Source organism: Pseudomonas sp. NBRC 100443, assembly GCF_030268185.1.
Classification (GTDB): Bacteria; Pseudomonadota; Gammaproteobacteria; order Pseudomonadales; family Pseudomonadaceae; genus Pseudomonas; species Pseudomonas citronellolis.
Genome location: NZ_BSQE01000025.1, coordinates 50709 through 63714, shown reverse-complemented (window position 1 = coordinate 63714; position 13006 = coordinate 50709). Strand labels below are relative to the sequence as shown.

Annotated in this window: 11 protein-coding genes; all 11 read left to right on the top strand. The window is 66.6% G+C overall.

Translation table 11 applies throughout. The annotated features are described in order from the left end of the window. Nucleotides 1-7: 7 nt before the first annotated feature. The 11 genes from QSJ95_RS26595 to nuoM all read left to right on the top strand — a co-directional run bounded on the left by QSJ95_RS26595 (nt 8) and on the right by nuoM (nt 13002). Nucleotides 8-685: a NuoB/complex I 20 kDa subunit family protein gene (locus QSJ95_RS26595; RefSeq protein WP_009623256.1), complete on the top strand. Its 678-nt coding sequence runs from the start codon at nt 8-10 to the stop codon at nt 683-685. Between the two features lie 60 nt (nt 686-745). Then, nucleotides 746-2527, top strand: a complete 1782-nt coding sequence (gene nuoC / locus QSJ95_RS26590) for an NADH-quinone oxidoreductase subunit C/D (RefSeq protein WP_009623258.1) — start codon at nt 746-748, stop codon at nt 2525-2527. A 2-nt stretch (nt 2528-2529) separates the two neighbouring features. Continuing rightward, nucleotides 2530-3024, top strand: coding sequence for an NADH-quinone oxidoreductase subunit NuoE (gene nuoE, locus QSJ95_RS26585; protein ID WP_009623260.1), 495 nt, complete (start codon nt 2530-2532; stop codon nt 3022-3024). Further along, complete coding sequence (gene nuoF / locus QSJ95_RS26580; protein WP_043318276.1) at nt 3021-4370, top strand: NADH-quinone oxidoreductase subunit NuoF; 1350 nt, start codon at nt 3021-3023, stop codon at nt 4368-4370. Before nuoE ends, nuoF begins: the two co-directional genes overlap by 4 nt. A gap of 129 nt (nt 4371-4499) precedes the next feature. Then, complete coding sequence (gene nuoG, locus QSJ95_RS26575; protein ID WP_285646520.1) at nt 4500-7214, top strand: NADH-quinone oxidoreductase subunit NuoG; 2715 nt, start codon at nt 4500-4502, stop codon at nt 7212-7214. Between the two features lie 11 nt (nt 7215-7225). Then, entirely contained in the window at nt 7226-8218 is a 993-nt protein-coding gene (gene nuoH, locus QSJ95_RS26570; protein ID WP_285646588.1) for an NADH-quinone oxidoreductase subunit NuoH, read from the top strand. Nucleotides 8219-8229: 11 nt separating this feature from the next. Further along, nucleotides 8230-8778, top strand: coding sequence for an NADH-quinone oxidoreductase subunit NuoI (nuoI, locus tag QSJ95_RS26565; RefSeq protein WP_009623268.1), 549 nt, complete (start codon nt 8230-8232; stop codon nt 8776-8778). Between the two features lie 11 nt (nt 8779-8789). Beyond that, entirely contained in the window at nt 8790-9290 is a 501-nt protein-coding gene (gene nuoJ / locus QSJ95_RS26560) for an NADH-quinone oxidoreductase subunit J (protein ID WP_043318272.1), read from the top strand. Between the two features lie 4 nt (nt 9291-9294). Continuing rightward, entirely contained in the window at nt 9295-9603 is a 309-nt protein-coding gene (nuoK, locus tag QSJ95_RS26555) for an NADH-quinone oxidoreductase subunit NuoK (protein WP_009623272.1), read from the top strand. Further along, a complete protein-coding gene (gene nuoL / locus QSJ95_RS26550) occupies nt 9600-11444 on the top strand; it encodes an NADH-quinone oxidoreductase subunit L (RefSeq protein WP_285646516.1) in 1845 nt (614 codons plus the stop codon). The genes nuoK and nuoL overlap by 4 nt, the downstream gene beginning before the upstream one ends. Before the next feature lie 28 nt (nt 11445-11472). Further along, complete coding sequence (gene nuoM, locus QSJ95_RS26545; protein WP_009623276.1) at nt 11473-13002, top strand: NADH-quinone oxidoreductase subunit M; 1530 nt, start codon at nt 11473-11475, stop codon at nt 13000-13002. The last annotated feature ends 4 nt before the right edge of the window (nt 13003-13006 follow it).

The window sequence follows — 13006 nt, the reverse complement described above, 5'->3', positions numbered from 1 at the left end:
TTTGGCGATGCAATACAAACTTACCCGGATCGACCCCGATGCGGCCAACGATCAGTACCCGATCGGCCAGCGCGAAACGGTAGACGACCCTCTGGTAGAGGGGCAGGTCAGCAAGAACATCTTCATGGGCAAGCTCGAGGATGTTCTCAACGGCGCCGTCAACTGGGGTCGCAAGAACTCGCTGTGGCCCTATAACTTCGGCCTGTCCTGCTGCTATGTGGAGATGACCACGGCGTTCACCGCGCCGCACGACATCGCCCGCTTCGGCGCCGAAGTGATTCGTGCCTCGCCGCGCCAGGCGGACTTCATGGTCATCGCTGGCACCTGCTTCATCAAGATGGCCCCGGTCATCCAGCGCCTGTACGAGCAGATGCTGGAACCCAAGTGGGTGATCTCCATGGGCTCGTGCGCCAATTCCGGCGGCATGTACGACATCTACTCGGTGGTCCAGGGGGTCGACAAGTTCCTCCCCGTGGACGTCTACATCCCCGGCTGCCCGCCCCGCCCCGAGGCGTTCCTGCAAGGCCTGATGCTGCTGCAGGAATCCATCGGCCAGGAGCGTCGCCCGTTGTCCTGGGTGGTTGGCGATCAAGGCATCTACCGTGCCGAAATGCCTGCCCAGAAGGACCTCAAGCGCGAACAGCGCATTGCGGTCACCAACCTGCGCAGCCCCGACGAAGTGTGAAGCCGACCTCCACGAGAGGCCCTTACTTCACTCCACCGTTGACCGATAGCGACCGAGACCATGACCGCAGACTCCGCTCTGTACATCCCGCCCTATAAGGCGGACGACCAAGACATAGTCGTCGAACTGAATTCCCGCTTTGGCGCCGAAACCTTCACCGTCCAGGCCACCCGCACCGGCATGCCGGTCCTCTGGGTGAGCCGCGAGAAGCTGATCGACGTCCTCACCTTCCTGCGCAACGTACCCAAGCCCTACGTGATGCTCTACGACCTCCACGGGGTCGACGAGCGCCTGCGCACCCACCGTCGCGGCCTGCCGGGCGCCGACTTCAGCGTGTTCTACCACCTGATGTCGCTCGAGCGTAACAGCGACGTGATGATCAAGGTGGCCCTCTCCGAGAACGACCTCAACCTGCCCACCGCCACCCGTATCTGGCCCAACGCCAACTGGTACGAGCGTGAGGTCTGGGACATGTACGGCATCCACTTCAACGGCCACCCGCACCTGGCCCGCATGCTGATGCCGCCGACCTGGCAGGGCCACCCGCTGCGCAAGGACTACCCGGCGCGCGCCACCGAGTTCGATCCCTACTCGCTCTCCGTGGCCAAGCAGGAGCTGGAACAGGAAGCCCTGCGCTTCAAGCCCGAAGACTGGGGCATGAAGCGCCACGGCGAGAACGAGGACTTCATGTTCCTCAACCTCGGCCCGAACCACCCCTCCGCCCACGGTGCCTTCCGCATCATCCTGCAGCTCGACGGCGAAGAGATCCTCGACTGCGTGCCGGAGATCGGCTACCACCACCGCGGCGCCGAGAAGATGGCCGAGCGCCAGTCCTGGCACAGCTTCATCCCCTACACCGACCGCATCGACTACCTCGGCGGGGTGATGAACAACCTGCCGTACGTGCTCTCGGTGGAGAAGCTCGCCGGCATCAAGGTGCCGCAGCGCGTCGACGTCATCCGCATCATGATGTCGGAGTTCTTCCGCATCCTGAACCACCTGCTGTACCTGGGCACCTACATCCAGGACGTGGGCGCCATGACCCCGGTGTTCTTCACCTTCACCGACCGCCAGCGCGCCTACAAGGTGGTCGAGGCCATCACCGGCTTCCGCCTGCACCCGGCCTGGTACCGCATCGGCGGCGTCGCCCACGACCTGCCGCGCGGCTGGGACAAGCTGGTCCGCGAATTCCTCGACTGGATGCCCAAGCGCCTGGACGAGTATGAAAAGGCGGCGCTGCAGAACAGCATCCTGCGCGGCCGGACCATCGGCGTGGCGCAGTACAACACCAAGCAGGCCCTGGAGTGGGGCACCACCGGCGCCGGCCTGCGCGCCACCGGTTGCGACTTCGACCTGCGCAAGGCCCGCCCCTACTCCGGCTACGAGAACTTCGAGTTCGAAGTGCCGCTGGCCCACAACGGCGACGCCTACGACCGCTGCATGGTGAAGATGGGCGAGATGCGCCAGAGCCTGCGCATCATCGAGCAGTGCCTGAAGAACATGCCCGAAGGCCCGTACAAGGCCGACCATCCGCTGACCACGCCGCCGCCCAAAGAGCGCACGCTGCAGCACATCGAGACGCTGATCACCCACTTCCTGCAGGTTTCCTGGGGCCCGGTCATGCCGGCCAACGAAGCCTTCCAGATGGTCGAGGCGACCAAGGGTATCAACAGCTACTACCTGACGAGCGATGGCAGCACCATGAGCTACCGGACGCGCATCCGCACGCCCAGCTTCGCGCACCTGCAACAGATTCCGTCGGTCATCAACGGCAGCATGATCGCCGACCTGATCGCCTATCTGGGCAGCATCGACTTCGTTATGGCTGACGTGGACCGCTGATCATGAGCACCATCATCCAGACTGACCGTTTCGCCCTGAGCGAAACCGAGCGCTCGGCCATCGAGCACGAACTGCACCACTACGAGGACTCCCGCGCGGCGTCCATCGAAGCCCTGAAGATCGTCCAGAAGGAGCGCGGCTGGGTGCCGGACGGCGCCATCGGCGCAATTGCCGAGATCCTCGGCATCCCCGACAGCGACGTCGAGGGCGTGGCCACCTTCTATAGCCAGATCTTCCGCCAGCCGGTCGGCCGCCACATCATCCGCGTGTGCGACAGCATGGTCTGCTACATCGGCGGCCACGAGTCCGTGGTCGGCGAGATCCAGAAGCAGCTGGGCATCGGCCTCGGCCAGACCACCGCCGACGGCCGCTTCACCCTGCTGCCGGTGTGCTGCCTGGGCAACTGCGACAAGGCCCCGGCGCTGATGATCGACGACGATACCCACGGCAATCTCGAGCCGTCGGCGGTCGCCAAACTGCTGGAGGCCTACGCATGACGCTCCTCACCTCCTACGGCACGCCCAACCGCACCGCGCGCGCCGCGGAAACCCACCCGCTGACCTGGCGCCTGCGCGACGACGGCGCCCCGGTATGGCTGGAGGAATACCAGGCGAAGAACGGCTACGCCGCCGCGCGCAAGGCGCTGGCCGAAATGGCCGCCGACGACATCGTCCAGACCGTCAAGGACTCCGGCCTCAAGGGCCGCGGCGGTGCGGGCTTCCCCACCGGCGTGAAGTGGGGCCTGATGCCCAAGGACGAATCCCTCGACATCCGCTACCTGCTGTGCAACGCGGACGAGATGGAGCCCAACACCTGGAAGGACCGCATGCTCATGGAGCAGCTGCCGCACCTGCTGGTGGAAGGCATGCTGATCTCCGCGCGGGCCCTGAAGGCCTACCGCGGCTACATCTTCCTGCGCGGCGAATACGTCGACGCGGCGCGCAACCTCAACCGCGCCATCGACGAAGCCAAGGCCGCCGGCCTGCTGGGCAAGAACATCCTCGGCAGCGGCTTCGACTTCGAGCTGTTCGTCCACACCGGCGCCGGCCGCTACATCTGCGGTGAAGAAACCGCGCTGATCAACTCGCTGGAAGGTCGCCGCGCCAACCCGCGCTCCAAGCCGCCCTTCCCCGCCGCCGTCGGCGTGTGGGGCAAGCCGACCTGCGTCAACAACGTCGAGACCCTGTGCAACGTGCCGGCGATCGTCGAGAACGGCGTCGACTGGTACAAGGGCCTGGCACGCCCGGGCAGCGAAGACATGGGCACCAAGCTCATGGGCTTCTCCGGCAAGGTGCAGAACCCCGGCATCTGGGAACTGCCGTTCGGCATCCCGGTGCGCGAGGTCTTCGAGGACTACGCCGGCGGCATGCGCGAGGGCTACAAGCTCAAGGCCTGGCAGCCCGGCGGCGCCGGCACCGGCTTCCTGCTCCCCGAGCACATGGACGCCCTGTTCTACGCCGGCGGCATCGCCAAGGTCGGTACCCGCATGGGCACCGGCCTGGCCATGGCGGTGGACGACAGCATCAACATGGTCTCGCTGCTGCGCAACATGGAAGAGTTCTTCGCCCGCGAGTCGTGCGGCTGGTGCACCCCGTGCCGCGACGGCCTGCCGTGGAGCGTGAAGCTCCTGCGCGCGCTGGAGCGCGGCGAAGGCCAGCCCGGCGACCTCGAGACACTCGAGCAGCTGGTCAACTTCCTCGGCCCGGGCAAGACCTTCTGCGCCCACGCACCGGGCGCCGTCGAACCGCTGGGCAGTGCCTTGAAATATTTCCGTCCCGAGTTCGAAGCGGGCGTCTCCCGCCAGGCTCAGGCCGCGCCGCAACCGCAACGCGTCGGCGCGTAAAGCTTTGGATGCCGGGCCCGCGGGCCCGGCGATGTTCCGTCGTAGCGCCGCGGCATGCCGCCGGCCCGACGGAGCCGTGATTTCCCTTAGCCAAGCCCGCTGACAACGGGCCAACGAAGAACTTGAACCATGGCCACTATCCACGTAGACGGCAAGACGTTAGAAGTCGATGGGGCGGACAACCTGTTGCAGGCCTGCCTGTCCCTCGGACTCGACATCCCCTACTTCTGCTGGCACCCGGCGCTCGGTAGCGTCGGCGCCTGCCGGCAGTGCGCGGTCAAGCAGTACACCGACGAGAACGACAAGCGTGGTCGCCTCGTCATGTCCTGCATGACCCCCGCCACCGACAACACCTGGATCTCCATCGAGGACGAAGAGGCCAAGGCCTTCCGCGAGAGCGTCGTCGAATGGCTGATGACCAACCACCCGCACGACTGCCCGGTGTGCGAGGAAGGCGGCCACTGCCACCTGCAGGACATGACGGTGATGACCGGCCACAACAAGCGCCGGTACCGCTTCACCAAGCGCACCCACCAGAACCAGGAGCTCGGCCCGTTCATCGCCCACGAGATGAACCGCTGCATCGCCTGCTACCGCTGCGTGCGCTACTACAAGGACTACGCCGGCGGCACCGACCTGGGCGTCTACGGCGCGCACGACAACGTGTACTTCGGCCGCATCGAGGACGGCGTGCTGGAGAGCGAGTTCTCCGGCAACCTGACCGAGGTCTGCCCGACCGGCGTGTTCACCGACAAGACCCACTCCGAGCGCTACAACCGCAAGTGGGACATGCAGTTCGCCCCAAGCATCTGCCATGGCTGCTCCAGCGGCTGCAACATCAGCCCCGGCGAGCGCTACGGCGAGATCCGCCGCATCGAGAACCGCTACAACGGCTCGGTGAACCACTACTTCCTCTGCGACCGCGGCCGCTTCGGCTACGGCTACGTCAACCGCGAGGACCGTCCGCGCCAGCCGATGCTGATGCTCAGCAAGCAGAAGCTGAGCCTGGACGGCGCCCTCGACCAGGCCGCCGCCCTGCTCAAGGGTCGCAAGGTGATCGGCATCGGTTCGCCGCGCGCCAGCCTGGAAAGCAACTACGCGCTGTCCGAGCTGGTCGGCGCCGGCAACTTCTACAGCGGCATCGCCGCCGACGAGCTGCAGCGCCTGCGCCTGGTGCTCAAGGTGATGCAGGAAGGCCCGCTGCCCTCCCCCACCATCCGCGACATGGAAGACCATGACGCGGTCTTCGTGCTCGGCGAGGACCTGACCCAGACCGCCGCCCGCATCGCCCTGGCCCTGCGCCAGTCGGTGAAGGGCAAGGGCGAGGACATGGCCGCCGCGATGAAGATCCAACCGTGGCTCGACGCCGCGGTGAAGACCATCGCCCAGCACGAGAAGAACCCGCTGTTCATCGCCAGCCTGGCCGAGACGCGCCTGGACGACGTCGCCGCCGAGTGCGTGCACGCCGCCCCCGAGGACCTGGCCCGCCTGGGCTTCGCCGTGGCCCACGCGATCGACCCGAGCGCCCCGGCCGTGGCCGGTCTGGAACCGGAAGCGCAAGCCCTGGCCCAGCGCATCGCCGACGCCCTGGTGGCCGCCAAGCGCCCGCTGGTGGTTTCCGGCGTTTCACTGCGCAGCAACGCCCTGATCGAAGCCGCGGCGAACATCGCCAGCGCGCTGAAGCAGCGCGAGAAGAACGGCTCGCTGAGCCTGGTGGTGCCGGAAGCCAACAGCCTGGGCCTCACCCTGTTCGGCGGCGAGTCCGTCGAAGCCGCGCTGGAGCAGCTGACCTCCGGCGCCGCCGACGCCGTGGTGGTGCTGGAGAACGACCTGTACCGCCGCGCCGAAGCCGCCCAGGTCGACGCCGCCCTGGCCGCCGCCAAGCTGGTGATCGTCGCCGACCACCAGAGCACCGCGACCAGCGCCAAGGCGCACATCGTCCTGCCGGCCGCCAGCTTCGCCGAAGGCGACGGCACCCTGGTCAGCCAGGAAGGCCGCGCCCAGCGCTTCTTCCAGGTCTTCGACCCGACCTACTACAACGCCGACAACCTGGTCCGCGAAGGCTGGCGCTGGCTGCACGCCCTGCACAGCACCCTCGAGGGCAAGCGCGTCGACTGGACGCAGCTGGACCACGTGATCGACGCCGTGGTCGCCGCCAAGCCGCAACTGGCCGGCATCCGCGACGCCGCGCCGAACGCCGCGTTCCGCATCAAGGGCCTGAAGCTGGCGCGCGAACCGCACCGCTACTCCGGCCGCACCGCCATGCGCGCCAACATCAACGTCAGCGAGCCCCGCGCCCCGCAGGACATCGACAGCGCCTTCGCCTTCTCCATGGAAGGCTATTCCGGCAGCACCGAGCCGCGTCAGCAGATTCCCTTCGCCTGGTCCCCGGGCTGGAACTCGCCGCAGGCCTGGAACAAGTTCCAGGACGAGGTCGGCGGCCACCTGCGCGCCGGCGACCCGGGCGTGCGCCTGATCGAGGCCAAGGGCGAGGCCCTGTGGTTCCGCGACGTGCCGGCGCCGTTCCACACCCCGGCCAGCCAGTTCAAGGTGGTGCCCTTCTACCACCTGTTCGGCAGCGAGGAGAACAGCGCCCGCGCCAAGCCGGTGCAGGAGCGTATCCCGGAAACCTACGTGGCCCTGGGCCGCGAGGAAGCCGAGCGCCTGGGCCTGGCCGAAGGCAAGCTGCTGCGCCTGAGCGTCAAGGGCCACGAGCTGCGCCTGCCGCTGCGCATCAGCGAAGAGCTGGGCGCGGGCCTCGTCGCCCTGCCGGCCGGCCTGGCCGGCATCCCCGCCGGTGTCTTCGGCGGTGTCGCTGAAGGTCTGCAGGAGGCTGCCCAATGAGTTTGATGAGCATGAGCTGGCTGACACCCGCCATCGTCGACATCATCGTCGAGGTCATCAAGGCCATCGTCATCCTGCTCGCCGTGGTCGTCTGCGGCGCGCTGCTGAGCTGGGTCGAGCGGCGCCTGCTGGGCCTCTGGCAGGACCGCTACGGTCCCAACCGGGTCGGCCCGTTCGGCGCCTTCCAGCTCGGCGCGGACATGATCAAGATGTTCTTCAAGGAAGACTGGACGCCGCCGTTCGCCGACAAGATGATCTTCACCCTCGCCCCGGTCATCGCCATGGGCGCGCTGCTGATCGCCTTCGTGATCATCCCGATCAGCCCCAATTGGGGCGTGGCGGACCTGAACATCGGCATCCTGTTCTTCTTCGCCATGGCCGGCCTGACCGTGTACGCGGTGCTCTTCGCCGGCTGGTCGAGCAACAACAAGTTCGCCCTGCTCGGCAGCCTGCGCGCCTCGGCCCAGACCATCTCCTACGAGGTGTTCCTGGCCTTGTCGCTGATGGGCATCGTGGCCCAGGTCGGCTCGTTCAACATGCGCGACATCGTCGACTACCAGGCCCAGCACCTGTGGTTCATCATTCCGCAGTTCTTCGGCTTCTGCACCTTCATCATCGCCGGCGTCGCCGTGACCCACCGTCACCCGTTCGACCAGCCGGAAGCTGAGCAGGAACTGGCCGACGGCTACCACATCGAGTACGCCGGGATGAAATGGGGCATGTTCTTCGTCGGCGAATACATCGGCATCGTGCTGATCTCGGCGCTGCTGGTGACGCTGTTCTTCGGTGGCTGGCACGGCCCGTTCGGCCTGCTGCCGCAGATCCCGTTCATCTGGTTCGCCCTGAAGACCAGCTTCTTCATCATGCTGTTCATCCTGATCCGCGCCTCGCTGCCGCGTCCGCGCTATGACCAGGTGATGGCCTTCAGCTGGAAGTTCTGCCTTCCGCTGACCCTGATCAACCTGCTGGTGACCGGCGCCTGTGTGCTGGCCGCGGCCCAGTAAGGAGAACCACCATGATCAAAGAAATCCTGCACATCGTGCATGGCACCTACACCCAGCTGCGCAGCCTGGTGATGATCTTCGGCCATGCCTTCCGCAAGCGCGACACCCTGCAGTACCCGGAAGAGCAGGTCTACCTGCCGCCGCGCTACCGCGGCCGCATCGTCCTCACCCGCGACCCCGACGGCGAGGAACGCTGCGTGGCCTGCAACCTGTGCGCCGTGGCCTGCCCGGTCGGCTGCATCTCGCTGCAGAAGGCCGAGACCGACGACGGCCGCTGGTACCCCGAGTTCTTCCGCATCAACTTCTCCCGCTGCATCTTCTGCGGCCTGTGCGAGGAAGCCTGCCCGACCACCGCGATCCAGCTGACCCCGGATTTCGAGATGGGCGAGTTCAAGCGCCAGGATCTGGTGTACGAGAAGGAAGACCTGCTGATCTCCGGCCCCGGCAAGAACCCGGACTACAACTTCTACCGCGTCGCCGGCATGGCCATCGCCGGCAAGCCCAAGGGCAGCGCGCAGAACGAGGCCGAACCGATCAACGTCAAGAGCCTGCTGCCGTAAGGAGACGTCGCGTGGAATTCGCTTTCTACTTCGCCGCCGGCGTCGCCGTGCTGGCAACCCTGCGGGTCATCACCAACAGCAACCCGGTGCATGCCCTGCTCTACCTCATCGTTTCGCTGCTCGCCGTGTCGATGACCTTCTTCAGCCTCGGCGCCCCGTTCGCCGGCGCCCTGGAGATCATCGTCTACGCCGGCGCGATCATGGTGCTGTTCGTCTTCGTGGTGATGATGCTCAACCTGGGCCCGGCGATCGCCGAGCAGGAGCGCAAGTGGCTCAAGCCCGGGGTCTGGATCGGCCCGGGCGTGCTTTCCGCCGTCCTGCTCGTCGAACTGCTGCTGGTGCTGTCGCGCAACCCCAGCGGCGCCGGCATCGGCCACACCACCGTGGACGCCAAGGCCGTGGGCATCGCCCTGTTCGGCCCCTACCTGCTGGTCGTCGAACTGGCCTCGATGCTGCTGCTGGCGGCACTGGTCGCCGCCTACCACCTCGGCCGCCACGACGCGAAGGAATAACACCATGAATGCAATCCCCCTGGAACACGGGCTGGCACTCTCCGGCGTGCTGTTCTGCCTCGGGCTGGCCGGCCTGATGGTCCGGCGCAACATCCTGTTCGTACTCATGAGCCTGGAAGTGATGATGAACGCCGCCGCGCTGGCCTTCGTGGTCGCCGGCAGCCGCTGGGCGCAGCCCGACGGCCAGGTGATGTTCATCCTGGTGCTCAGCCTGGCCGCGGCCGAGGCGAGCATCGGTCTGGCGATCCTGCTGCAACTGTATCGCCGCTTCCATACCCTCGATGTCGACGCTGCCAGCGAGATGCGCGGATGAACCTGCTGCCCCTCACCTTCCTGTTCCCCCTGGTCGGCTTCCTGCTGCTGTCTTTCTCCCGCGGCAAGTGGTCGGAAAATCTCTCCGCGCTGGTCGGCGTCGGCTCGGTCGGCCTGGCCGCGCTGTCCGCCTTCTGGGCGATCTGGAGCTTCCACAGCGCCCCGCCGGAAGGCGGCGCCTACACCCTGGTCCTGTGGCAGTGGATGAACGTCGACGGCTTCGCGCCGAACTTCGCCCTGTACCTGGACGGCCTGTCGGTCACCATGCTCGGCGTGGTCACCGGCGTCGGCTTCCTGATCCACCTGTTCGCCAGCTGGTACATGCGCGGTGAAGCCGGCTACTCGCGCTTCTTCGCCTACACCAACCTGTTCATCGCCAGCATGCTGTTCCTGGTGCTGGGCGACAACCTGCTGTTCCTGTACTTCGGCTGGGAAGGCGTGGGCCTGTGCTCCTACCTGCTGATCGGCTTCTACTACAGCCACGTACCGAACGGCAACGCGGCGCTCAAGGCCTTCATCGTCACCCGCGTGGGCGACGTGTTCATGGCCTTCGGCCTGTTCATCCTGTTCCAGCAGCTGGGCACCCTGAACATTCAGGAACTGCTGGTGCTGGCCCCGCAGCACTTCGCCCAGGGCGATATGTGGGTGAGCCTGGCGGCCCTGGCGCTGCTCGGCGGCGCGGTCGGCAAGTCGGCCCAGCTGCCGCTGCAGACCTGGCTGGCGGACGCGATGGCCGGCCCGACCCCGGTTTCGGCGCTGATCCACGCGGCGACCATGGTCACCGCGGGCGTCTACCTGATCGCCCGCTGCCACGGCATCTTCACCCTGGCGCCGAACGTGCTGGAACTGGTCGGCGTGGTCGGCGCGGTCACCCTGGTCCTGGCCGGCTTCGCCGCCCTGGTGCAGACCGACATCAAGCGCATCCTCGCCTACTCGACCATGAGCCAGATCGGCTACATGTTCCTGGCCCTGGGCGTCGGCGCCTGGGACGCGGCGATCTTCCACCTGATGACCCACGCCTTCTTCAAGGCCCTGCTGTTCCTCGCCTCCGGTGCGGTGATCGTCGCCTGCCACCACGAGCAGAACATCTTCAAGATGGGCGGCCTGTGGAAGAAGCTGCCGCTGGCCTACGCCAGCTTCATCGTCGGTGGTTCGGCCCTGGCCGCCCTGCCGCTGGTTACCGCCGGCTTCTACTCCAAGGACGAGATCCTCTGGGAAGCCTTCGCCAGCGGTCACCAGAACCTGCTGATCGCCGGCCTGGCGGGTGCCTTCCTGACCTCGATCTACACCTTCCGCCTGATCTTCATCGCCTTCCACGGCGAGCAGAAGACCGAGGCCCACGCCGGCCATGGCATCAGCCACTGGCTGCCGCTGTCGGTGCTGATCGTGCTGTCGACCTTCGTCGGCGCGCTGATCACCCCGCCGCTGCACGGCGTGCTGCCGGAAAGCGTCGGCCATGCCGGCGGCGAAGCACAGCACAGCCTGGAAATCGCCTCGGGCGCCATCGCCCTGGCCGGCATCCTGCTGGCCGGCCTGCTGTTCCTCGGCAAGCGCCGCTTCGTCAGCGCCCTGGCCAAGAGCGCGCCGGGCCGCTTCTTCGGCACCTGGTGGTACCACGCCTGGGGCTTCGACTGGCTGTACGACAAGCTGTTCGTGAAACCCTATCTGCTGCTCTGCCGCCTGCTCGGCCGCGACCCCATCGACCAGACCCTGGTCCTGGTGCCGCTGTCCGCCCGCGGTGGGCACACCCTTCTGAGCCTGACCGAGAACGGCCGCCTGCGCTGGTACGCCGCTTCCCTGGTCGGCGGCGCGGTGCTGCTGTTCGCGCTGCTACTGGCCTAACGCATTCACGAAAGAGATCGAGCCCGTCATGATTCTGCCCTGGCTAATCCTGATCCCCTTCATCGGCGGCTTCCTCTGCTGGATCGCCGAGTACACCAGCAAGACCCTGCCCCGCTGGGTCGCGCTGGGTTCCATGACCCTGACCCTGGCATTGAGCCTGTGGCTGTGGCACACCGGCGACTTCCACCTGGCGCCCGCGCCGGGTGGCGAGCCGCAGTGGACCGCCGAATTCAAGCTGCAATGGATCGAGCGCTTCGGCATCAGCGTGCACCTGGCCATCGACGGCCTGTCGCTGCTGATGGTCGCCCTCACCGGCCTGCTCGGCGTGCTGTCCGTGCTCTGCTCGTGGAACGAGATCCAACGCCGCATCGGCTTCTTCCACCTGAACCTGCTGTGGATCCTCGGCGGCGTGATCGGCGTGTTCCTCGCCGTCGACCTGTTCCTGTTCTTCTTCTTCTGGGAAATGATGCTGGTGCCGATGTACTTCCTCATCGCGCTCTGGGGCCATAGCTCGGACGACGGCAAGAAGACGCGCATCTACGCCGCCACCAAGTTCTTCATCTTCACCCAGGCCAGCGGCCTGGTGATGCTGGTGGCGATCCTCGGCCTGGTGTTCGTGCACTACAACAGCACCGGCGTGCTGACCTTCAACTACGCCGACCTGCTGAAGACGCAGATGAGCGAGCACGTCGAGTGGCTGCTGATGCTCGGCTTCTTCGTCGCCTTCGCGGTGAAGATGCCGGTGGTGCCGGTGCACTCCTGGCTGCCGGACGCCCACGCCCAGGCGCCCACCGCCGGTTCCGTGGACCTGGCCGGCATCCTGCTGAAGACCGCCGCCTACGGCCTGATCCGCTTCGCCCTGCCGCTGTTCCCCAACGCCTCGGCGGAGTTCGCGCCCATCGCCATGACCCTGGGCCTGATCGGCATCTTCTACGGCGCCCTGCTGTCCTTCGCGCAGACCGACATCAAGCGCCTGGTGGCCTTCTCCAGCGTGTCGCACATGGGCTTCGTGATGATCGGCATCTACTCCGGCAGCCCGCAGGCGCTGCAGGGCGTGGTGATCCAGATGATCGCCCACGGCCTGTCCGCCGCCGCGCTGTTCATCCTCTGCGGCCAGCTCTACGAGCGCCTGCACACCCGCGACATGCGCAAGATGGGCGGCCTGTGGTCGCGCATCCCCTACCTGCCGGCCGTGGCCCTGTTCTTCGCGACCGCGTCCCTGGGCCTGCCGGGCACCGGCAACTTCGTCGGCGAGTTCCTGATCCTGCTGGGCGCCTTCAAGACCGTGCCGGTGGTCATCGTCATCGCCACCTTCGGCCTGGTGTTCGCCTCGATCTACTCGCTGATCATGATCCACCGCGCCTACTTCGGCCCGGCGAAGGCGGACACGCCGATCGCCGGCCTGAACGCCCGCGAGCTGAGCATGGTCCTGGGCCTGGCGGTCCTGCTGATCATCCTCGGCATCTACCCGCAGCCGGTTCTCGATACCTCCGCCGCCACCATGCACGGTGTCCAGCAGTGGTTCGATTCCGCCCTTTCCACCCTTGCCGCACGGTAGTCGC